Raw genomic sequence first — 21573 nt, 5'->3', positions numbered from 1 at the left:
GTTATTCCTCACTTGAATCTTGTGGGTAGGGCAACGACGACTCCATCTCCAGGGCGTGACCCTGCACCAGGGCGCAGACCACTTTCTTTCTCGCTGAAGCCAGTATGTTGCCTAACGTTTGTCGTGAAACGCCCATCTCGTTGGCGGCCTGCTGTTGACTCATCCCCTCCATGTCCGCCAGTCGCATCGCTTCCAGCTCATCGGCACCCAGATCGATTTTCTGCAGCTGCTTACCGGGAACGCCGTTGGGCTTATACAGGCTGTAGGGAGCACGGCAACGCACATTGCGGGTCAGTTTTGGTCTTGGCATAACCACCTCGTAGTTGGCATTTGCCAATTACTCTACGCCCAGTTATTGGCATATGCCAGTTATAAAGTGAGTTTAGTGATCGCCGCCACGAACCTGGCTCAGGGCCGGGCCATTGCGATCTCAGGAAGTGGGGTGAATGTGCAGCTGATTGTGGCTGTGTTGATAGGGGTGACGGTGCAACACCCCTTCGGTCAGGGTGCCCTCCTGCAGCAACACGGCCCGGGTCGCCAGGGTACCGATGACGCCGGAGTCGTGAGACACCAGAATCATCGCCTGGGGCAGGCTCAGCAGGTGGGCCAGCAACCGTTGGCGGGCGTTGTCGTCCAGGCCATTGGTGGGCTCATCCAGCAGCAGCACCTTAGGCTGCATCGCCAGCACCGAGGCCAGGGCCACCAGGCGTTTCTCGCCCCCGGAGAGTCGGTGAGTAATGCGCATGGCGAAAGCTTCCATCCCCAGGCTGGCCAGGGTGCGCATCGCCACCGCCTTGGCCTGGGTCTCATCCAGGCCCTGATTCAGCGGCCCGAAGGCCACATCTTCCAGCACCGTCGGGCAAAACAGTTGGTCGTCGGAATCCTGAAACAGCAGCCCCACCTGGCCACGCATCGGCTGAAACTCCGCTTCGCTGCTGCAGCGCTGCCCCAGCAGCTGTACCGAACCGAAGCTGGGCTGACGCAGCCCCACCATCAACTCCAGCAAAGTCGACTTGCCGGCGCCGTTACCGCCCACCAGTGCCAGTCGTTCCCCGGCCTGCAGGCTCAGGTTCACGCCGGAGAAAACCGGCCGTCCGGCGTAACCAAAGGCGATCTCCTCAAGTTGGATCAACGGCTCGCTCATAACAGGTACTCCAGCAACAGCGGCAGCGACATCAGGCCACCAAAGGACAACAACAATCCGGTCTCAGCCGGGCACCAGGATTGCGGATTCAGCAAGTAAAACCGACCCTTGAAGCCACGGCACTTCATCGCCTGAGTGACTCGCTGCGACCGCTCCATCGAGCGCACCAACAGCATGCCCACCAACCATCCCAGGCTGCGCCAGCTATGGCGATTGGAGCGGGCCACAAACCCGCGCGCCCGCATCGCCGTACGCAGGCGCCGATACTCCTCCTGCAGTACCACCAGGTAACGAGCAGTAAACAGAAACAGGTGCACCAGTTTATCCGGCAACCGCAGTCGACCCAGAGCATGACCGAGCTGCTCCGGCGCCAGTGCCCCCAGCAACACCACCATGGCGATCACCACAATGTTGGCCCGCAAGGCCACCACCGCCGCCCGTTCCAGCCCTTGCAGACTCAGCGTCAGGCTGTGCCATTGCCACAGCGGGTCGCCGGGCACGGTAAATGGCAGCGTCAGCAGCAGCATGATCATCAAGCCTTCCAGCGCCAACAGCCGCCGTCCCAGGGTGCGCCAGTTGGTGCCCAGCAGGGCGGCCAGGGCCAGCATCAACGCCAACTGCAACAGCAGCGCCGGCAACTGGCTCAGACACACGGCGGTGACCGCCGCCAGCAGCGCGCACAGGGTCGGCAGGCGCGGATCCCGCGCCGCGGCCCAGGCGGGCCAGCTCGATGCCCCGGTCGCGGGCAGCAGACTCATCGGCGCCCGCGCCACCACATCAGGCCAAAGGCGATGCCAAAGATCATTCCCAGGCCGCCGACAATGTCAGACAGACGCGCCCGGGCCTCACTGGCCTGCAACTCCTGGCGCAGCGGCCCCACCTGGCGGGCGACGGCCTGCTCCACCAACTTGGCCAACGCATCCGCATCCAGGGCCGCATTCACCGGGGTCACAGGTTGTGGCGCCGACACCGTCGGCGCCGCAGTCCGCTGCAATGGCCAGCGAGCCTGATGGCCATCGCCAATCACCGCCACCACTTCGGTGACCTCGGCGGGCAACGACATCTGGGCAAACTCACCGTTGGCATCGGGCACCAGTGTCGCCACCGACTCACCGCTGCCATTATGCAGTTCGATGCGGGCGCCGGTGGCCGGGCCGCCGCCGGCAAAATAGGCGTTGCCGTGCAGGGCCTCGCCCTCCACGTAGGCAAACACCTTCAGCAGGTGGGCCTGACAGGCACCACTGACCAGCATCAACAGTGCGGCCATCATCGAAATTCGTCGTTTCATCATACTCTCCCAGCCAGCAGCAACTCAGGTGCTACCCGCTGCATAAAACTCAGTGCCGCCGCGGTCACCGCCGCCTCGGCCACCATCAACGGCAGATAGGTGAGCGCCACCACCTTGCCTGCCGGCAGGTATTCCGGTCCGCTGAGCAGCAGCGACAGGCTCACCATCACCGCGGTCAGGGCCACCGCCAACCCTCCGGCCAGCGCCCCCCACATCAGGGTGGCCCGGCCTTCGCTGGCGTGCAACCTGGGCGCGATCAGCGCCCCGCACAACAGCGCCGGCAGGGCGATGTTGGCGGTATTGACCCCCAACACCATCAGGCCGCCATAACCAAAGAACATCGCCTGCATCAACAGCGCAATCAGCACCGCCGGTACCGCCGCCCAGCCCAGCAGCACCCCCATCAGGCCATTCAAGATCAGGTGCACACTGGAGGGCCCCACCGGCACCGTGACCAGCGACGCCACGAAAAACGCCGCCGCCAACACCGCCGCCTGAGGAATGCGATCGTAATCCATGCGCCGGGTCGCCACCGCCACCGTGGCTGCGGTCACTACCGCACCGGTGATCAGCACCGGCAGCGACAACACTCCGTCAGGGATGTGTGCCATGGTTTGCTCCTACTTCATGTCACGGGCATTGACCCAGATCAGCGCCCCCAGTTCCACCGGTACCTTATCCCCTTCCGGGTTGGTCATCGGTGTTTCGGATTCCAGCAAGGCAGCAAAGCCCCACCAGCCGCCACGAGGCATGGCGTAACTGAACAGGCCATTGGCGTCGGCACGAATCACCTGGGTCACAAAGGCGTCGGCCGGGGCCTCAACGCTGCCGTCATTTTTCCACTCCACCTCAACCTCGGCGAACGGCACCGGCTGGCCATCCTGCTTGACGATGCCCTGAAACAGGTTGCCGGTCCACAACCCGAACGGCCGCACCAGGGGCTCAATCTCCACCGGGAAACCCACGTCGGCGTCCCAGCCCTCCTGATAGCCATAGGCATCGACCACCACCTTGGTGTAATGGACGATCATCTTGCCCTCACCCGGCTCCCAGTAAGGCGCCGGCTCGACATAGAACAGGTAGTCACCGGGGCGGGTAACCCGGTAGCGGGCCAGGTAGTTGGGTTGACCGTCGACCTGGTGCGGCACCAGCCGATCACGCAGGTCCTGATGCCCTGCCGGACCCAGCACGCCGAACTGCACCGGCTGGCCCATGGCCATGGCCGGGCCACGCTCCATCGGGTGGGTAAAGGTCAGGGCCAGCTCCAACTCAGCCGGTCCCTGGTCGGTAACTAGGCTCGACGAGGGAATCAGCTCCTGAAAATGGGCCGAAGTAGAACAAGAGATCAGCGCCAGCGCGGCCAGCAGGGTACGAGAAAAGCGGTTCATCAACACAATCCAGTATCAGGGTTACTGGAGAAAATATTACTCTTACGAAAATCTTCATACAATTTAATGGCGCAGTTTCTGCACAGGCTTATGTCGAATCTGTGACCTGAAGCATGAGTTAGATTCAGGCCTCTTCGGTACTCGACGAAGACCTGCCACCGTTTCGAAACCGCCTTCTAAAGCCGCAGAGTACCAATCAACGGACAACCGAGGGCAACAAGCACGGCCGTAATCGGCGATATCAATATGATATTTATTGTGAAACTGATTCATGCTGCGACAAGCTTCACTTCGATACAATTTGTGTTAGCTTGCAAAATAACCACTGTCCCCAAGGAGTCGGAGCACAGCCTATGGATCTCATCCTGGACAACAACGTCCTGACCATCAGCCCATTTTTTACCATCACCATAGGCATCTTTGTGCTGTTTCTGGGGCGGCGCCTCAACGCCAGCGTCGGTTTTTTGCGGGAGTTCAGCATTCCGGAGCCGGTGACCGGCGGCCTGCTGGTCTCTCTGCTGCTGACCCTGGTGTACCTGCTGACCGCCGTCGAGATCGAGTTTACCCTCAACGCCCGCGACGTGTTGCTGGTGTACTTTTTCACCACCATCGGCATCAACGCCAGCCTGGGCGATCTGCTTAAAGGCGGAAAACCACTGCTGATTCTGCTGGCAGTGACCATCGGCTACATGGTACTGCAGAACCTCACCGGCATCGGCGTCGCCGGCCTGTTTGATTTAGGCACCCCGGTTGGCCTGCTGGGCGGCAGCGTCTCTCTGATCGGCGGTCACGGCACCGCCATCGCCTGGGCCCCCTCCATTGGCGAACAGTTCGGCATCAGCAACGCCATGGAGATCGGCATCGCCAGCGCCACCTTTGGCCTGATCCTCGCCAGCCTGATGGGCGGCCCCATCGCCAAGTATCTGATCAACAAGCATGACCTTAAGCCAGCCAAACATGATCAACCCAATGTCGGCCTGGCCAACGACGACGACAGCACCATCAACGCCTTCGATTTTCTGGACGCCATCTTCGCCATCCACATGTGCATCATCGTCGGTTTCCTGCTCAACGAAGGGGTTGAGCAACTGGGTCTGCAGCTGCCTCTGTTTGTCACTTGCCTGTTTGCCGGCATCCTGATCACCAACATCATGCCCAACGGCTTTCCCCGCATCACCGGAACTCAGTGGCCGGCGCGCAAGCCCGCCCTGGCGCTGATCGCCGACATCTCTCTGGGCACCTTCCTGGCGATGTCGCTGATGAGCATGCAGCTGTGGACACTGGTGGATCTGGCCGGGCCGATCTTCGCCATTCTGAGCGCGCAGTTCCTGGTGGCCATCGCCATCAACCTGCTGGTGGTGTTCCCGGCCATGGGCAAAAACTACGACGCCGCGGTGGTCTGTGCCGGCTTCGGCGGCATCTCGCTGGGCTCCACCCCCACCGCCATGGCCAACATGTCGGCGGTGTCGCACAAGTACGGCAACTCGCAACTGGCCTTCATTGTGGTGCCGCTGGTGTGCGCCTTCTTCATCGATCTGGCCAACGCACTGATGATTCCCTATTTCTTGAGCAATTTTTAACGGCTTGATGAAAACAGGGGGCAAACAGGAAGGAGTGTGTCAAAGGTGTCGCCGCTAGGGAGAAGCGTCGCCCGCCTTGCGGCACAAACGCCACAAACGCCACAAACGAAAAAGGCCCAGTCTTTCGACTGGGCCTTTCTCTTAATTTGGTACCGAGAGAGGGACTTGAACCCTCAAGGTGTCACCACCGGCGGATTTTGAATCCGCTGCGTCTACCAATTCCGCCACCTCGGCTTAGTGGAGTTGCATTATAGACAGCTCAGCGTTGAGCGCAACCCCTTGCTGATTCAATTGCATAGAAATCCGCCGAACCGGGGCCAACGCCCCGGTCCAGCCGCCATTAAACCTTGAACTGACCCACCAACTGCCGCAGCTGATTGCCGGAGTGACCCAGCTGTTCGGAGATCTGCGCCGACTCTTCACTGGCGTGCACCAGTTCAGTCACGATGTCGCGGATGGAGACCATGTTACGGTTGATCTCCTCGGTCACCGAGCTCTGCTCGGTGGCCGCCGTGGCGATCTGGCTGGTCATATCATTAATCTCAGTCACCGCCCCGGACACCGCGTTCAGGCTGGTGGTGATCTCCGACGACGACTGCACCGTGGTTTCGCAGTTGGACTGGCTGTTGCCCATGGTCACCACCGCCTTGGACACCGACTGGTGCAGCTCATCCAGCATCTCTTTAATCTCGTGGGTGCTGGTCTGGGTGCGACTGGCGAGGCCACGCACCTCATCGGCCACCACCGCGAAGCCACGGCCCTGATCGCCGGCCCGGGCCGCTTCGATGGCGGCGTTCAGCGCCAGCAGGTTGGTTTGATCGGCAATGTCGCCAATCACCCCAAGCACACTGTGAATCTTGGACGACTGCTCACTGAGACGGTCGATATGCTGAGCCGCCAGGTCCACTTCACCCACCAGCTCGTTGATGGAGTTGACCGAGTTGCCCAGCTTGTCCTGGGCGGTGTTGGCGTCATCGGTGGCGGCCTGGGTGGCATCGGCCACCTGATTGGCGTTGCCAGCAATCTGTGCCGCCGCCGTGCTCATCTCGGTGACCGCGGTCACCACCTGCTCGGTTTCGTCGTTGTGCACCGCCAACTGCTGAGTAATGGTGGAGGTCTGGCTGTTGATGTTGTCCACCGCCATGCCCACCTGCTCGGTGGCATCGGCCACCTGGCTGATGGTCTCCTGCAGCTTGGAGGTAAACTGGTTAAAGGCCTGCCCCAACTGGGCAATCTCATCCTCACCGGTCACTACCAGCCGCTTGGTCAGATCCCCTTCACCCTGGGCAATCTCCTGCAGGTTCTCCAGCATGTCGTTCACCGGCCGCACGGTGCGGCGGGAGATGATGATGATGCCCACCACCGCCAGCGCCATGATCACGATGGACACCAGGATGTTGGTGGTGGTTTCTTTCTGAGCCATGGCTTCGGCATCGGACTTGAATGACACCACCGCGGCATCGATTTCATCCACGTAGACACCGGTGCCCAGCCACCAGCCGAATTCATCCAGCGGTTTCACGTAGCTGATCTTCTCAACCAGGTTGGCAACGCCGGGCTTCTGATAGAAATAGGAGGAGGTGCCACCGCCACGCTTGGCGGCGTTGATCAGATCAACGATAAAGGCGGTGCCGTTGGGATCTTTAAGGTGGATGAGGTTCTTACCTTCCACCTCCGGCTTGAGGCCATGGAACAGGTTGGTCCCGGCCATGTCGTACACGAAGAAATAGCCGCCATCACCAAACTCAATTTTGGCCAGGGTTTCGCTCACCACTTCCAGCGGATCACGACCGGGCTGAGCGGCAATCTGGTTGCGGACCACGCCAACGGCGATGGTCACCGCATCTTCCACCTGCTTGATCTTCTGGTCGCGAAGATCCTGGGTGAAAGTGGCGACCTGCTCTTCCAGCGTCTGAGTCTTGAAGTACACCGAACTGCCCGAAACGACCACGATGGTCATGATTAACGGCAACGCCGCCAATAACAACATCTTGCCCATTAATCCGAGTCGTTTCATACACTTTCTCCATTAACCACATAGTTATGTTGTGCGGGTCTACGCCCTTAGATGGCAACCATTGCCCCTCCCCGATCACAAAAACGTGTTCGAGGTGACTGAACTTCACAACCTTGTGATTCTGACGCCCGGATCTCCTGCCCCGGTTATAGCCCTGTTATCGGCTGGCAAGCACTGAACTTGATACAGATTCGGCCTGTTCGACCGTAAACGGCTGCCCGGTTCCTGGTCAGCATCACCGATTAAAACTCAATACATTGATAATAAAGAAATAAATCCCAGATCACCGATTCGAGTCAAGTACGACTAAAAGACTCAAAAAAATGGCCGTAAGAAGCTATCTACTTCTCAAAGCGACCCGAAACCGAAGCGAGTGTAATTTGTCACAAAACAGCCACCTACTGAAGCGAATCTCTCAAAATCACCAGTGACTTGTAACCCCACTCACAGAACCTCGGAGTTCTGTGCTTTCGGCGCACACCAGATTGCCAGCCGCGTGATCGACACCACAACTTCAGCCTCCGCCTCTATCTCTGATACACTGCTGCCAATTCAGTAATAAGGACGTTGTTCATGCACCCTCACGCCAATGCCCCCCGGGCCAGCCTCAAGCGTCGCCTGGCCACCTTGCTCTACGACAGCCTGCTGGGCCTGGCGGTGTACATGGCCTTTGGGGCGGTGTTCTTTATGCTGTTCGGTGCCCTGGTGTCGCAGGGAGTCATCAGCAACCCCGAGCAGCAGCATGCCATCGATATCCTACAGAGCAGCCCCGGCTGGACTCTGGCCAACGAAGGCTTCAAATGGGGTGGTGTGATGTTGTTTTTCAGCTACTTCTGGCAGAAAAGCGGCCAGACCATCGGCATGCGTGCCTGGCGGCTGAAACTGCAGAATATTGACGGCAGCTTAATCAGTTGGCACCAGGCACTGATCCGTCTCATCACCTCCGGCTTCGGGCTGATGGCCCTGACCATGGTCTTCAGCGACGACAAGCGCAGCCTGCACGATAAGTGGAGCCACACCGAGCTGGTAGAGCTGAGCATCGAGCAGAACCGCGCCCGCCTGGGGCAGTAACCTAACGCCACAATTTCCCGCTTGCCCTGGCGCCACTCGGCTACGCTTAGTGGAGTAAAATCAACGCAAAGAGGCAAAACACCATGGGCATACTGACCTGGATTGTGCTGGGATTGGCGGTGGGCATTCTGGCCAAATGGATCATGCCGGGCAAAGACGGCGGCGGCTTTATCATGACCACTCTGCTGGGGATCGTCGGCGCCGTGGTCGGCGGCTACCTGGCGACCCTGATGGGTTTTGGCGCCGTCACCGGCTTCAACATCAGCAGCCTGGTGGTGGCCACCCTGGGGGCCTTGCTGGTGCTGTTTATCTACAACAAAATGAAGTAGACCATCACCAAAAAAGGCGCCTCAGGGCGCCTTTTTTGATGGACCATACTGCTAGCGTTTCTGCAGCAAATAGATGGCCACCGCCGCGAACAGCATCGCCGGCAGGAAGGCCCCCAAAAACGGCGGCAGGTTGGCCACCAGGCTCATGGGGCCGAAGATCTCACTGGTCAGGTAGAATCCAAAACCGGTGATCACCCCCAGCAGAATCCGGGCGCCCATGGTCACGGAGCGCAGCGGACCGAAGATAAACGACAACGCCAACAGCATCATCACCGCCACCGTCACCGGCTGCCCCACTTTGCGCCACAGCGCCAGCTCGTAGCGGGTCGGGTCCTGCTGATTTACCTTGAGGTAATCCAGGTAATCCAGCAGGCCGCTGATGGACAACGATTCCGGATGCACCGTCACCACCTGCAGTTTGTCTGGGGTCAAAGTCGACTTCCAGCGGCCCTGTTCGCGATGGGTCACGGTCACCTGCGGCTTGGTCAGCCGAGTATCGGTGATGTCGATGATGCGCCAGGCATCGCCATCAAACACCGCCTGCTTAGCGAAGGTCACCTCATCCAGGTGCTTGTCTTTGCCGAAGTGGTAGATGGTGATGTTGGCCAGATGGCCGGTGTCCTGAACCCGGCCGATGTTAACGAAGCTGTCGCCGTCTTTGGCCCAGGAACCCCGGGCACCGCCAATCAGATCACCGCCGGAGATCTTCTGTGCCTTCATCTCACGGGCGGTGGCCTCTGACGCTGGCGCCACATACTCACCCACCAGCATGATGGTCAGCATCAGCGGAATGGCGGTCTTCATCACCGACATGGTGATCTCAAACTTGGACATTCCCGCCGCCTGCATCACCACCAGCTCGGAGCTGGAGGCCAGCATGCCGACGCCGATCAGCGCCCCCAACATGGCGGCGATGGGGAAGAACATCTCGATGTCTCGCGGCACCAGGAACAGCACGTACAGGCCGACATCGAAGATGTCGAAATCACCACGGCCGACGTAGCGCAACTGGTCGACAAACTTGATCAAACCGGACAGCCCGGTCAACACCAACAGACACAGCGCCGAGGTGCTGATGATGGTGCGGCCAATGTAGAGGTCGAGGATCTTCAGCATCACTTGGTCCTCACCAGCTTGGCGGCAATCTTCTTACCGGTTGGGCGTCCCTTGCCGACGAGAATGACCCCGATCACCAGCGCCGCCAGATGGATGCCCCACATGCCGAAGGTGGCGGGAATCACCTCATCTTCGATGGCCTTACGCCCGGCCATCATCAGGGCAAAGTACCCCAGATACATCAGGATCGCCGGCATCATCTTGGCAAACTTACCCTGACGCACATTAGTTCGGGCCATGGGCACCGCGATCAGCGTCAGCAGTGGAATCGCCAGCGGCACCGCCAGTCGCCAGTGGATCTCCGCCCAGGCGTGGGGGGTGCCCTCTTCCAGCAACTGGGTCATGGAATAGGCCGACAGCTTGCGCCGTTTCTTGTCCACCTCCTGCTCTTTGATCTCCATCTGGTAGGTATCAAAGGTGATCTGGTTGGACTCCGGCGTGCCCGAGAACATGTTGTAGCGGGTGCCCTGGCTCAACTGCAACCGCTGCGAACCATTGCGCTCCTCCACCATGGAACCGGCCTCGGCGATCACGATGGAGGTTTCACTGTCGGGCTTGTCGTTCGGTGGCAGCATGGCCACGAACACGTTCTCCAGCTTGCCCTTGGACAGGCCTTCGACGTAGATCACCGCCTTGCCATTGGACGCCTGCTGGAACCGGCCCTGAACCAGTGCCGCCAGCCCCGCTTCCGATTCCGCCTTCTCCAACACCTGGTATTCGGTCTCTTTGGCCCAGGGCGCCACGTTAATGGCGATCACTCCGGAGAGTATGGCCATGATCACCGCCAGCACCAGGGTCACCCGAGTCACGTACCACTCGGACACCCCCACCGCGTGCAGCACGGTCATCTCGCTGTCGGCGTACAAACGCCCATGAGCGAGCAAAATGCCCAAAAACAGCGATAAAGGCAGGATTAACGACAACAATTCAGGCATGTTTAAGGCCACCAGAGTAGCGATCAGCTTCCCTGGCAACTGGCCTTCGGCGGCATCCGCCAGAATGCGGACAAATTGTTGACTAACAAAAATGGAAACCAGCACAGCCAATACGGCAATCTGTGCTCTAAACGCTTCCTTCAACAAGTAGCGAAAGATAATCAAAGTCGGAGCTCAACTTGCAAACTTGTAATTTCTCTGGAAACGAGAAGTTATTTAAGTAAACTGGTTACTTTCAGATGTTTTTGTAACCAGCCCGGGCCTTCTGATCCCAGTGAAGGGAACAAGCAATACCGCAGGGAGTTTAGCAAAACCCACCTTGCAATGAAGCTTTCAGAAGCCGATAAAGGGACCATTATCTAACAATTAACACGCTTTGTCTTTACGAAACCGGGAGATGGCATGGAGTTCAGTGTAAAAAGCGGTAGCCCAGAGAAGCAACGTAGCGCGTGCATCGTCGTAGGCGTATTTGAACCGCGCAGGTTGTCCGCCGTAGGTGAGCAGCTGGATCGCATCAGCGACGGCTACATCAGCAACCTGCTGCGTCGGGGCGACCTGGAGGGAAAACCCGGTCAGATGCTGCTGTTGCATCATGTACCTAATGTGCTGTCCGAGCGGGTCTTGTTGGTTGGCTGTGGCAAGGAGCGGGAGCTGGACGAGCGCCAGTACAAGCAGATCATCGCCAAAACCATCAACACCCTCAACGAGACCGGCTCCATGGAAGCGGTGTGCTTCCTGACCGAACTGCACGTTAAGGGCCGCGACACCTACTGGAAGGTGCGCCAGGCGATTGAGACCACTCAGTCCACCCTGTACACCTTTGACGCTCTGAAGAGCAAAAAGGACGAAACCCGTCGGCCCCTGCGCAAGATGGTATTCAACGTACCGACCCGCCGCGAGCTGACCATCGGCGAAAAGGCGATCACCCATGGCTTGGGTGTGGCCGCCGGCAGCAAGATGTGCCGCGACGTGGCCAACATGCCACCAAACATCTGCAACCCGGCCTACCTGGCCAGCCAGGCCCGCCAACTGGCGGAGCAATACGACCGCCTACGGGTGGAAGTGATCGGCGAAGAGCAGATGGCCGAACTGGGCATGAACAGCTACCTGGCCGTGGGCCGTGGCAGTGAAAACGAATCGCTGATGACCGTGTGTCACTATCGCGGCGGCAGCGACGAACAGCGCCCCATCGTGCTGGTGGGCAAAGGCCTGACCTTCGACTCCGGCGGTATCTCCCTGAAACCCGGGGAAGGCATGGATGAGATGAAGTACGACATGGGCGGCGCCGCCGGTGTCCTGGGCACCATGAAGGCTGTGTGCGCACTGGGCCTGAACATCAACATCGTGTTCGTACTGGCCGGCTGCGAAAACATGCCCGACGGCAAGAGCTATCGCCCCGGTGACATCCTCACCACCATGTCCGGCCAGACCGTGGAGGTGCTCAACACCGACGCCGAAGGCCGCCTGGTATTGTGTGATGCCCTCACCTACGTCGAGCGCTTCGACCCTGAGCTGGTGATCGACACCGCCACCCTCACCGGTGCCTGCGTCATCGCCCTGGGCAAGCACGCTTCCGGCCTGCTGTCCAACCAGAACTCCCTGGCCCACGACCTGCAACACGCCGGCGATCAAGCCGGTGACCGCTGCTGGCGCATGCCGCTGTGGGACGACTATCAGGAGCAGCTCAAGAGCCCGTTTGCCGACATGACCAACCTGGGTGGCCGCCCGGCCGGTACCATTACCGCCGCCGCGTTCCTGTCCCGCTTTACCAAGAAGTACAGCTGGGCTCACCTGGACATCGCCGGTACGGCCTGGGAAAGTGGCGCCAACAAGGGATCTACCGGTCGTCCGGTACCGCTGTTGACCCAGTTCCTGCTGTCCAAGGCAGGCGAACTCGACGCCGAGTAATTGGTCTCGACACCGAATCAGGGCGCCGTTGGGCGCCCTTTTTTTATCGCCACACCACCCCGGTGCGACCGCCTGTCCCTGGCCGCATGAACCGGGTAGAATAACGCCTTCACCACCAGAGGAAGCCCCGCGAACATGGCCAATGCCACCTTCTATGTAATGGCGCCCGACGCCGAGCCGGATCACCTGACCCTGGCCTGCCTGCTGGCGTCCGACTGCTACCGCCGTGGCCAGCCGGTGTACATTCACTGCCAGGATCAGGGCCAGAGCCATGAGATCGACGAGAAGTTATGGCAATTTGACCCACAGCGATTCGTGCCCCACAACCTGGTTGGCGAGGGCCCCAGGGGTGGCGCTCCGGTGGAAATCGGTCATAATGACCAGTTCAGCTCAAAAAAACGGCCAGTTTTAATAAACCTGTCCGCCACTGTGCCGCAATTTGCGGTAGAATTTGCCCAAATTTTCGATTTTGTGCCGGCTGCAGACGATGCCAAGGTTCAGGCTCGGGAGCGCTTTCGCGCCTACCGACAGCTTAAGGTGGCCCTAACCACCCATGACCTGGCCAAGCAGCCGCTTTCGTTTTAACTGATTTCGGAACACCCATGGATAAGACTTACAATCCTAACTCGATTGAACAGCGCCATTATCAGCGTTGGGAAGATGCGGGTTACTTCAAGCCTCACGGCGACACCAGCAAAGACGCCTACAGCATCATGATCCCGCCGCCGAACGTCACCGGCAGCCTGCACATGGGTCACGCCTTCCAGGACACCATCATGGACACCATGATTCGGTTCCAGCGGATGCAGGGCAAAAACACCCTGTGGCAGGTCGGCACCGACCACGCCGGCATCGCCACCCAGATGGTGGTAGAGCGCCAACTGGCTGCTCAGGGCCAGACTCGCCAGGAGCTGGGTCGTGACGCCTTCATCGACAAGGTGTGGGATTGGAAAGCCGAGTCCGGCGGCACCATCACCAAGCAGCTGCGTCGCCTCGGCGCCTCTGTGGACTGGGATCGTGAGCGCTTCACCATGGACGAAGGCCTGTCCAAAGCGGTTCAGGAAGTGTTCGTGCGCCTGTACGAAGACGACCTGATCTACCGCGGCAAGCGCCTGGTTAACTGGGATCCGAAACTGCACACCGCCATCTCTGACCTTGAAGTGGAAAACAAGGAAAAGAAAGGCTTCATGTGGCACTTCCGCTACCCGCTGGCCGACGGCGTTACAACCGCCGATGGCAAAGACTACATCGTGGTAGCCACCACCCGTCCGGAAACCATGCTGGGCGACACCGGTGTGGCGGTGAACCCGGAAGATCCGCGCTACAAAGATCTGATCGGCAAAGAGCTGCTGCTGCCCATCGTTGGCCGTCGCATCCCGATTGTCGCCGACGAACACGCCGACATGGAGAAGGGCACCGGTTGTGTGAAGATCACCCCGGCCCACGACTTCAACGATTACGAAGTGGGTAAGCGCAACAAGCTGCCGATGATCAACATCCTGACCTTCAACGGCGACATTCGTGACGCCGCCGAAGTGTTCGACTTCAACGGTGAAGCCTCCGACGTCTACAGCGACGAGCTGCCGGCCAAATACCACGGCATGGAGCGCTTTGCCGCCCGCCGCGCCGTGGTTGCCGAGTTTGAAGAGCTGGGTCTGCTGGAAGAGATCAAAGACCACGTGCTGCAGGTGCCTTACGGCGACCGTGGCGGTGTGGTGATCGAACCGATGCTGACCGACCAATGGTACGTGCGCGCCGCGCCGCTGGCCAAAACCGCCACCGAAGCGGTGGAGAACGGCGACATCGAGTTCGTGCCAAAGCAGTACGAAAACATGTACTTCAGCTGGATGCGCGACATTCAGGACTGGTGCATCTCCCGCCAGCTGTGGTGGGGCCACCGCATTCCGGCCTGGTACGACGAATCCGGTAAGGTGTACGTCGGCCGCAACGAAGCCGAAGTGCGCGCCAACAACGACATCGCCGCCGACGCCGTGCTGCGTCAGGACGACGACGTGCTGGACACCTGGTTCTCCTCCGCCCTGTGGACCTTCTCCACCCTGGGTTGGCCGGACAACCTGGAAGATCTGAAGACCTTCCACCCCACCGACGTGCTGGTCACCGGTTTCGACATCATCTTCTTCTGGGTTGCCCGGATGATCATGATGACCATGCACTTCATCAAAGATGAAGACGGCAAGCCTCAGGTTCCATTCAAAACGGTGTACGTCACCGGTCTGATCCGCGACGAGAACGGCGACAAGATGTCCAAGTCCAAGGGCAACGTCCTGGACCCGCTGGACATGATCGACGGCATCGACCTCGAAGCCCTGGTTGAAAAGCGCACCGGCAACATGATGCAGCCGCAACTGGCCGCCAAGATTGAGAAGAGCACCCGCAAGCAGTTCCCTGACGGCATCGCCCCTCACGGTACCGACGCCCTGCGCTTCACCCTGGCCGCCATGGCCTCTACCGGTCGTGACATCAACTGGGACATGAACCGCCTGGAAGGTTACCGCAACTTCGCTAACAAGCTGTGGAACGCCAGCCGCTACGTGCTGATGAACACCGAAGAGCACGACTGTGGCTTTGGCGGTGGCGAACTGGAGCTGTCTCTGGCGGATCGCTGGATTCTGGCCCAGTACAACGACACCGTGAAAAACATCCGCGAAGCGATGGAAGGCTACCGCTTCGACATCGCCGCCAACATCGCCTACGAGTTCACCTGGAACCAGTTCTGTGACTGGTACCTGGAGCTAACCAAGCCGGTCCTGAGCTCCGGCAGCGACGCCCAGCAGCGTGGCACCCGCCACACCCTGCTGACTGTGCTGGAAGGGATGCTGCGGATGCTGCACCCGCTGATGCCGTACATCACCGAAGAGATCTGGCTGACCGTCTCTAAGCTGGTGTGCATCGAGGCCGACACCATCATGCTGCAGGAATTCCCAAGCTTCGACGCCGCCCTGATGGACGCCGACGCTCAAGCGGACCTGGAGTGGGTGAAGCAGTTCATCGTCGCGGTTCGTAACATCCGCGGTGAACTGAACGTGGCACCCTCCAAGCCGCTGAACGTGCTGCTGAAGCACGCCAGTGAGCAGGATCTGGCCCGAGTGGAAACCAACCGCACCTTCCTCAACCGTCTGGCGAACCTGGAGTCCATCGAGGTGCTGTCCGGCGACGCACCGATGTGCACCACCCAGCTGATTGGCGAAATGGAGCTGTTGATTCCTATGGCCGGCCTCATCGACGTGGCCGCCGAAGTGGCCCGCATCGACAAGCAGATCGCCAAGCTGGCCCAGGACGCCGAGCGAGTGGAGAAGAAACTCTCCAACCAGGGCTTCCTGGCCAAGGCACCGGAAGCGGTGGTGGCCAAGGAACAAGCCAAGCTGGATGAAGCCAAGCGCGACGTCAGCAAGCTGGAAGAGCAGAAAGAGCAGCTCAAAGCGCTGTAAGCTCTGACTCCAGAGACCAAAAAGCCACCGCATGCGGTGGCTTTTTTTGTGCCCGCTCCTCCGTCGTGCCCGCGGGTATCCAGTGGCTGTGCCTCTCGTCATTCTTGCGCAAGCGAGAATCCAGCGGCTTTAACGCCTTAGAATCAAAGACACTAGGCCCTCGCGTTCGCAAGGGCGACGGTGCTAGTTGATAGAGGTAGTGCGAACTGGGTGGCAATTACGGTATCGGTAGCGCTCGGTGCAATTAGTTACCACACCAACCCCAACCATCCTTCCGTCGTGCCCGCGCACGCGGGTACCCAGCGGCTTTGTTGCTCCAACCCAAAACCAAAGTCACTGGCCCCTCGCCTTCGTAAGGGCGACGGTGCTCATCGGCAGGGTTGCTGCTAAATGAGCAGTTATTCCGGTTTCGGCAGCGCTCGGTGCTGATCGTTACCCACGTACCTCAAACATCCTTCCGTCGTGCCCGCGCACGCGGGTACCCAGTGGCTTTGTTGCTCCAACCCAAAACCTAAAACACTGGCCCCTCGCGTTCGCAAGGGCGACCCGTTTTGAGTGTTGCGGAACACTTGCTGCTGAGCCCGCCTCAACGTTCGGAGCTAACCGCTACAACCCACTTTCAAATAATCTCCGTCGTGCCCGCGCACGCGAGTACCCAGTGGCTTTTTGCACCCAACCCAAAACCGAAGAAACTGGGCCCTCGCGTTCGCAAGGGCGACAGTGCGAATTGGATGAATTGGATGAATTGGTAGTATACCGGCAGTTATTCCGGTTTCGGCAGAGCTCGGTGCTGATCGTTACCCACGTACCTCAACCATCCCTCCGTCGTGCCCGCGTACGCGGGTACCCAGTGGCTTTGTTGCTCCAACCCAAAACCAAAGTCACTGGCCCCTCGCGTTCGCAAGGGCGACGGTGCTCATGGGCAGGGCTGGTACTAACTGAGCAGTTATTGCGGTTTCGGCAGAGTTCGGCGCTAATCGTTACCCACGTACCCCAACCATCCCTCCGTCGTGCCCGCGCACGCGGGTACCCAGTGGCTGTGCCTTTCGTCATTCTTGCGCAGGCGAGAATCCAGCGGCTTTAACGCCTTAAAACCAAAGACACTGGCCCCTCGCGTTCGCAAGGGCGACAGTGCGAATTGGATGAATTGGTAGTAAACCGGCAGTTATTCCGGTTTCGGCAGAGCTCGGTGCTGATCGTTACCCACGTACCTCAACCATCCCTCCGTCGTGCCCGCGCACGCGGGTACCCAGTGGCTTTGTTACTCCAACCCAAAACCGAAGACACTGGGCCCTCGCGTCCGCAAGGGCGACGGGGTGAAGACACTGGGCCCTCGCGTTCGCAAGGGCGACAGTGCTAGTCGATAGAGGTAGTGCGAACTGGGTGGCAATTACGGTATCGGCAGAGCACGGTGCTAGCCGTTGCCCACGTACCCCAACCATCCCTCCGTCGTGCCCGCGGGTATCCAGTGGCTGTGCCTCTCGTCATTCTTGCGCAAGCGAGAATCCAGCGGCTTTAACGCCTTAAAACCTAAGACACTGGCCCCTCGCGTTCGCAAGGGCGACGGTGCTCATGGGGAGGGTTGGTGCTAACTGAGCAGTTATTTCGGTATCGGCAGAGCACGGTGCTAGCCGTTACCAACGTACCTCAAACATCCTTCCGTCGTGCCCGCGTACGCGGGTACCCAGTGGCTTTGTTACTCCAACCCAAAACCGAAGACACTGGGCCCTCGCGTCCGCAAGGGCGACGGGGTGAAGACACTGGCCCCTCGCCTTCGCAAGGGCGACAGTGCTCATGGGCAGGGCTGGTGCTAACTGAACAGTTATTGCGGTATCGGCAGAGCTCGGTGCTAGCCGTTGCCCACGTACCCCAACCATCCCTCCGTCGTGCCCGCGCACGCGGGTACCCAGTGGCTTTGTTGCTCCAACCCAAAACCGAAGACACTAGACCCTCGCATTCGCAAGGGCGACGGGGTGAGGACACTGGACCCTCGCATTCGCAAGGGCGACGGAGTGAATACACTGGCCCCTCACGTTCGCAAGGGCGACGGGATGAAGACACTGGGCCCTCGCGTTCGCAAGGGCGACGGGATGAAGACACTGGACCCTCGCGTTCGCAAGGGCGACGGGGTGGAGACACTGGACCCTCGCGTTCGAAAGGGCGACGGGGTGGAGACACTGACCTCTCGCATCCGCAGTCAGCCCTCTTCTCCGGCGCACCTACCTCACTTTTTTCAAAATTCGATTTAAGTTTGTGGATTCAGGGGTCGCATTAGCCCACGGTAGTGGGCTTTTTTTACAGGAACTGGGATGCAGTCAGCCAACATGAAATTCGCCATCGATGATGGCTCCACCAACGTTAAAATCAGCTGGATCGAAAAGGGCCTGGTGCGCAGTGTCACCTCCCCCAACTCCTTTAGAAAAGACTGGAAAAGCGCCGCGCTGCTGAGCGACCGCAAGGTCTTCAACTACCAGATTGGTGCCACCAAATACACCTACGACGCCACCTCCGACAAAGCCCTGTCCACCACTCACGTGGCCTTTCAGTACGACGACCTGAACCTGCTGTCGGTGCACCACGCTCTGCTGCAAACCGGCGTAAAACCCGGCCCGGTCAGCATTCTGGTGACCCTGCCAATCACCGAGTACTACAAAGCCGACGATTGTCAGAAGAACGAAGACAACATCGCCCGTAAGAAAGCCAACCTGATGCGCGACATCAGCCTCAACAAGGGCGAGCTGTTTGAAATTGTCGACGTCGAAGTGCTACCAGAAAGCCTACCGGCGGTACTGACCACCCTGATGGACTCCGGCGTCAACGAGTTCACCAAATCGCTGGTCATCGACTGCGGCGGCACCACCCTGGACATGGGCGTGATCGTCGGTGAATTCGATGACGTGTCGGCGGTGTACGGCAATGCCGAAATTGGTGTGTCCATGGTCACCAATGCCGCCCGTAAGGCACTGGCCGCCGCCGACAGCGACGCCAGCTACCTGGTCGCCAACGAACTGATAAAGCGCCGCCACGACCGCGACTTCGTCAACGAGGTGATCAACGACCTGTCCAAAGTTGACTGGGTACTGGAGCGCATCGAAGACAAGATCACCGAACTGGGCGCCGCCGTTGCCTACGAAGCCAAAACCTTCACCCGCAACCCCAACCGCATCTACCTGGTGGGCGGTGGCGCCATGCTGATCGAAACCGCCATTCGCGCCGCCTACCCGACCCTGGGCGACAAGATTGTGCTGGTTCAGGAGCCGCAGGAAGCCCTGTCCCGGGAGATCTGCTGCTACCACGCCGCCGAGCCGGCCGAAGCGGTTTAATAAGGGCAGCCCATGCGCATTCGATGCAGCTTTACCCTGGAACCTGAGCTCCACGGCTCACACCAGTACGCCGTGGATACCCTGCGCCAATGGCAGCAGCAGGAGAAGGGGCGCGGCGACAGCAATGAGGTGGCACAGCTGCGCCGCAATGGCTTCCATCGCGACCTGTATCTGTCTGGCCTGTTTTTGCAGCAATTGTCGCCGCAGTTGCCTGCGATGCTGGCCCAGGCGTTGGTGGAAGAGCGGTTGCAGGGCCAGACCCTGACTCAACTGCTGGCCGCCAGCGGCGTCAGTGTCGATAGCGACGGCGGCGCCGGTCTGTCTGAGGGCCAGTGGACCAAGCTGACCTCGATGCTCAAGACCTCCATGGCGGCCCCCAAGGCCAGCACCGAGGTCAACCTGGCACCGCTGCAGCAACAGCTGGAGCAGCTTGCTAACCGGCCGCAACCGGCACAATCCGACAGCAACCTGTCCGGCGCACTGGCCCAGTTAGAGCAGCAACAGCAGCAGATTCTGGCCCAGCTGCAGCAGTTGGCCAGCCAGGGCAACAGCACACCGACGGCTCAGCCGGATGCGCATGTCGACCTTGGCAGCCAGTTTGTGGCACTGAAGCAGGGGCAGGATAAGTTGATGGCCCAGCTAAAAGCACTGCGCAGCCAGATCAGCAGTGGCAGCGTAACGCCGACTGCGGCCGATGCCGAGGCACCCAGCCTGGATACCCAACTGGCGCTGGCCAGCAAAGTGAAATCGAAAGGAATCTGGTAACGCGGCTACACCAGCCGCTTTTCGCCGCCGATGGTAACCCAGGGCACCGGCTTGCCGTCGTCCACCACCAGACAGTTGCGGCCTCGACTTTTACCCCGATACAGCGCCTTATCGGCCCGGGCCAGCACCGCATCGACGCTGTCGTCCTGAGGGCTGTGCTGAGCCAGACCGATGGTGACGGTAATCTGCTGGGGCTGCAACGGCGTCGCCGCTTGCTGGGCTGACGCATTCAGCGGCTGGCGCACCGTAAACGGATAATGGGCCACCATCTCCCGCACCGCCTGCAGCGCGCCGATACAGGCGTTACGATCACGACTAACGAACACCACCACGAACTCCTCACCGCCGAGACGAAACACCTTGCCGCCAGCGCCAACCCGCTCCAGCACCTTGGCCACCGCCCGCAGCACCTCGTCCCCGACGTCGTGACCAAAGGCGTCATTGAAATCCTTGAAGTGGTCAATGTCGACCATCGCTAGGTGGTAGCCTTTCGGATGGTCCAGCAGCATGCTTAACAGGCTGCGGCGGTTGCGCAAACCGGTGAGCGGATCGAAAAATGCCAATCGGTAACTGTGCAGCACCTGCAGGGTGACCACCGCTAGGGCAAACAAGCCAAAGCTGACCTCGGGCCCACATTCGGTATTAAAGCCACAGAAGCCAAACCCCATGCTCAGCAATGCCAGCAGCGCCACGCCGTCACTGGTTTCCTGACGGCGAATCAGCGACAACCCGGTAACCAGCAAGTACAGCGTCAGCAACAGCAGCGGCACCACCGGGGGCATACCCGGCTCCAGCGCCAGCAACTGCTGCATCCAGTACGAAGTTTGCTCAGGAAACTGCTGCAACAGGTTAAGGGCCACCACCCCGATGGTGGCGATGATCAGGTAACATTTCCAATTATTGGCTTCGCCGGTCATCTCCTCCGGCAGCCAGCTGAATACCATGATCAACAGCGGCCCCAGCAGGCACAACAACCAGAATGCCGACTCGGTATTGGTCGCCAGCTCAGGGTGCAGCCGCTGACTTTGCAGCAGCGAATAGGTCAACAGACTGATGAGAATGAGAAAACTGACTTTAGGTTGGCGGTACAGACGACTGACCATCCACGAGATGGGCAGCAGTAACCACGGCAGCAGCAGCACCCCCTGATGCACCAGCGGCTGTGCCTGAGCCACCCATGCCGGCAACAACGCCGCCAATACACCCAACAGTACAGGCAACAGCAGCTGCACTGAACGAAACACCATAAGGACATCCTAT

Annotated in this window: 18 protein-coding genes and 1 tRNA gene; 8 read left to right on the top strand and 11 right to left on the bottom strand. The window is 59.8% G+C overall.

Annotation, left to right across the window (positions count from 1 at the left end; translation table 11 throughout):
• Nucleotide 1: 1 nt before the first annotated feature.
• The 6 genes from J8Z22_RS02350 to J8Z22_RS02325 form a co-directional block, all read right to left on the bottom strand.
• Nucleotides 2-310, bottom strand: a complete 309-nt coding sequence (locus J8Z22_RS02350; RefSeq protein ID WP_028114329.1) for a DUF134 domain-containing protein — start codon at nt 308-310, stop codon at nt 2-4.
• Nucleotides 311-430: 120 nt separating this feature from the next.
• A complete protein-coding gene (locus tag J8Z22_RS02345; RefSeq protein ID WP_028114330.1) occupies nt 431-1144 on the bottom strand; it encodes an energy-coupling factor ABC transporter ATP-binding protein in 714 nt (237 codons plus the stop codon).
• A complete protein-coding gene (cbiQ, locus tag J8Z22_RS02340; protein WP_051252872.1) occupies nt 1141-1902 on the bottom strand; it encodes a cobalt ECF transporter T component CbiQ in 762 nt (253 codons plus the stop codon). Before cbiQ ends, J8Z22_RS02345 begins: the two co-directional genes overlap by 4 nt.
• Complete coding sequence (locus J8Z22_RS02335; RefSeq protein ID WP_051252860.1) at nt 1899-2432, bottom strand: hypothetical protein; 534 nt, start codon at nt 2430-2432, stop codon at nt 1899-1901. Before J8Z22_RS02335 ends, cbiQ begins: the two co-directional genes overlap by 4 nt.
• Nucleotides 2432-3043 carry a cobalt transporter CbiM gene (cbiM, locus tag J8Z22_RS02330; protein WP_028114333.1) on the bottom strand — a complete coding sequence of 204 codons (612 nt, stop codon included), beginning with the start codon at nt 3041-3043 and terminating at the stop codon, nt 2432-2434. The genes J8Z22_RS02335 and cbiM overlap by 1 nt, the downstream gene beginning before the upstream one ends.
• A 9-nt stretch (nt 3044-3052) precedes the next feature.
• Nucleotides 3053-3820 carry a DUF4198 domain-containing protein gene (locus J8Z22_RS02325; protein ID WP_028114334.1) on the bottom strand — a complete coding sequence of 256 codons (768 nt, stop codon included), beginning with the start codon at nt 3818-3820 and terminating at the stop codon, nt 3053-3055.
• A 353-nt stretch (nt 3821-4173) separates the two neighbouring features.
• Between J8Z22_RS02325 and gltS the strand changes: the two genes are divergently transcribed.
• Nucleotides 4174-5400 carry a sodium/glutamate symporter gene (gltS, locus tag J8Z22_RS02320; protein ID WP_028114335.1) on the top strand — a complete coding sequence of 409 codons (1227 nt, stop codon included), beginning with the start codon at nt 4174-4176 and terminating at the stop codon, nt 5398-5400.
• 147 nt (nt 5401-5547) lie between these two features.
• On the opposite strand, the gene J8Z22_RS02315 is transcribed toward gltS, so the two are convergent.
• Together J8Z22_RS02315 and J8Z22_RS02310 are read right to left on the bottom strand one after the other, a co-directional pair.
• Nucleotides 5548-5634, bottom strand: a tRNA-Leu gene (locus J8Z22_RS02315).
• A gap of 106 nt (nt 5635-5740) precedes the next feature.
• Nucleotides 5741-7417, bottom strand: a complete 1677-nt coding sequence (locus J8Z22_RS02310) for a methyl-accepting chemotaxis protein (RefSeq protein ID WP_252008568.1) — start codon at nt 7415-7417, stop codon at nt 5741-5743.
• Nucleotides 7418-7990: 573 nt separating this feature from the next.
• Here J8Z22_RS02310 and J8Z22_RS02305 point away from each other — a divergent pair.
• Nucleotides 7991-8488, top strand: coding sequence for an RDD family protein (locus tag J8Z22_RS02305; RefSeq protein ID WP_252008567.1), 498 nt, complete (start codon nt 7991-7993; stop codon nt 8486-8488).
• Nucleotides 8489-8571: 83 nt separating this feature from the next.
• Nucleotides 8572-8817, top strand: coding sequence for a GlsB/YeaQ/YmgE family stress response membrane protein (locus J8Z22_RS02300; RefSeq protein ID WP_028114338.1), 246 nt, complete (start codon nt 8572-8574; stop codon nt 8815-8817).
• A gap of 51 nt (nt 8818-8868) precedes the next feature.
• Here J8Z22_RS02300 and lptG read toward each other — a convergent pair whose 3' ends face one another.
• Together lptG and lptF are read right to left on the bottom strand one after the other, a co-directional pair.
• Nucleotides 8869-9930 (bottom strand): LPS export ABC transporter permease LptG, encoded by a 1062-nt coding sequence (gene lptG / locus J8Z22_RS02295; protein ID WP_028114339.1) that lies wholly within the window; start codon nt 9928-9930, stop codon nt 8869-8871.
• A gap of 2 nt (nt 9931-9932) precedes the next feature.
• On the bottom strand, nt 9933-11033 hold the full coding sequence (gene lptF / locus J8Z22_RS02290) for an LPS export ABC transporter permease LptF (protein WP_028114340.1): 1101 nt from the start codon (nt 11031-11033) through the stop codon (nt 9933-9935).
• Between the two features lie 237 nt (nt 11034-11270).
• On the opposite strand from lptF, the gene pepA reads away from it, so the two are divergent.
• From pepA to J8Z22_RS02265, 5 genes are all read left to right on the top strand, one after another.
• Entirely contained in the window at nt 11271-12776 is a 1506-nt protein-coding gene (gene pepA, locus J8Z22_RS02285) for a leucyl aminopeptidase (protein ID WP_028114341.1), read from the top strand.
• A gap of 135 nt (nt 12777-12911) precedes the next feature.
• Nucleotides 12912-13361 (top strand): DNA polymerase III subunit chi, encoded by a 450-nt coding sequence (locus tag J8Z22_RS02280; RefSeq protein ID WP_028114342.1) that lies wholly within the window; start codon nt 12912-12914, stop codon nt 13359-13361.
• Nucleotides 13362-13378: 17 nt separating this feature from the next.
• On the top strand, nt 13379-16225 hold the full coding sequence (locus tag J8Z22_RS02275) for a valine--tRNA ligase (protein ID WP_252008566.1): 2847 nt from the start codon (nt 13379-13381) through the stop codon (nt 16223-16225).
• 2309 nt (nt 16226-18534) lie between these two features.
• Nucleotides 18535-19548 (top strand): plasmid segregation protein ParM domain-containing protein, encoded by a 1014-nt coding sequence (parM, locus tag J8Z22_RS02270; RefSeq protein ID WP_028114344.1) that lies wholly within the window; start codon nt 18535-18537, stop codon nt 19546-19548.
• Nucleotides 19549-19560: 12 nt separating this feature from the next.
• Nucleotides 19561-20313, top strand: a complete 753-nt coding sequence (locus J8Z22_RS02265) for a plasmid partitioning/stability family protein (RefSeq protein ID WP_252008558.1) — start codon at nt 19561-19563, stop codon at nt 20311-20313.
• Nucleotides 20314-20318: 5 nt separating this feature from the next.
• Here J8Z22_RS02265 and J8Z22_RS02260 read toward each other — a convergent pair whose 3' ends face one another.
• Entirely contained in the window at nt 20319-21560 is a 1242-nt protein-coding gene (locus tag J8Z22_RS02260) for a GGDEF domain-containing protein (protein WP_252008556.1), read from the bottom strand.
• Nucleotides 21561-21573: the final 13 nt, after the last annotated feature.

Origin of the sequence: Ferrimonas sp. SCSIO 43195 (assembly GCF_023716685.1) — a bacterium.
GTDB classification, from domain to species: domain Bacteria; phylum Pseudomonadota; class Gammaproteobacteria; order Enterobacterales; family Shewanellaceae; genus Ferrimonas; species Ferrimonas kyonanensis.
This window is presented reverse-complemented; position numbering and strand designations above follow the sequence as displayed.

Bases quoted from the DNA above. Each gene is read 5' to 3' on its own strand.
- J8Z22_RS02350 (WP_028114329.1), bottom strand. From the start codon at position 310: ATGCCAAGACCAAAACTGACCCGCAATGTGCGTTGCCGTGCTCCCTAC.
- J8Z22_RS02345 (WP_028114330.1), bottom strand. From the start codon at position 1,144: ATGAGCGAGCCGTTGATCCAACTTGAGGAGATCGCCTTTGGTTACGCC.
- cbiQ (WP_051252872.1), bottom strand. From the start codon at position 1,902: ATGAGTCTGCTGCCCGCGACCGGGGCATCGAGCTGGCCCGCCTGGGCC.
- J8Z22_RS02335 (WP_051252860.1), bottom strand. From the start codon at position 2,432: ATGAAACGACGAATTTCGATGATGGCCGCACTGTTGATGCTGGTCAGT.
- cbiM (WP_028114333.1), bottom strand. From the start codon at position 3,043: ATGGCACACATCCCTGACGGAGTGTTGTCGCTGCCGGTGCTGATCACC.
- J8Z22_RS02325 (WP_028114334.1), bottom strand. From the start codon at position 3,820: ATGAACCGCTTTTCTCGTACCCTGCTGGCCGCGCTGGCGCTGATCTCT.
- gltS (WP_028114335.1), top strand. From the start codon at position 4,174: ATGGATCTCATCCTGGACAACAACGTCCTGACCATCAGCCCATTTTTT.
- J8Z22_RS02310 (WP_252008568.1), bottom strand. From the start codon at position 7,417: ATGAAACGACTCGGATTAATGGGCAAGATGTTGTTATTGGCGGCGTTG.
- J8Z22_RS02305 (WP_252008567.1), top strand. From the start codon at position 7,991: ATGCACCCTCACGCCAATGCCCCCCGGGCCAGCCTCAAGCGTCGCCTG.
- J8Z22_RS02300 (WP_028114338.1), top strand. From the start codon at position 8,572: ATGGGCATACTGACCTGGATTGTGCTGGGATTGGCGGTGGGCATTCTG.
- pepA (WP_028114341.1), top strand. From the start codon at position 11,271: ATGGAGTTCAGTGTAAAAAGCGGTAGCCCAGAGAAGCAACGTAGCGCG.
- J8Z22_RS02280 (WP_028114342.1), top strand. From the start codon at position 12,912: ATGGCCAATGCCACCTTCTATGTAATGGCGCCCGACGCCGAGCCGGAT.
- J8Z22_RS02275 (WP_252008566.1), top strand. From the start codon at position 13,379: ATGGATAAGACTTACAATCCTAACTCGATTGAACAGCGCCATTATCAG.
- parM (WP_028114344.1), top strand. From the start codon at position 18,535: ATGCAGTCAGCCAACATGAAATTCGCCATCGATGATGGCTCCACCAAC.
- J8Z22_RS02265 (WP_252008558.1), top strand. From the start codon at position 19,561: ATGCGCATTCGATGCAGCTTTACCCTGGAACCTGAGCTCCACGGCTCA.
- J8Z22_RS02260 (WP_252008556.1), bottom strand. From the start codon at position 21,560: ATGGTGTTTCGTTCAGTGCAGCTGCTGTTGCCTGTACTGTTGGGTGTA.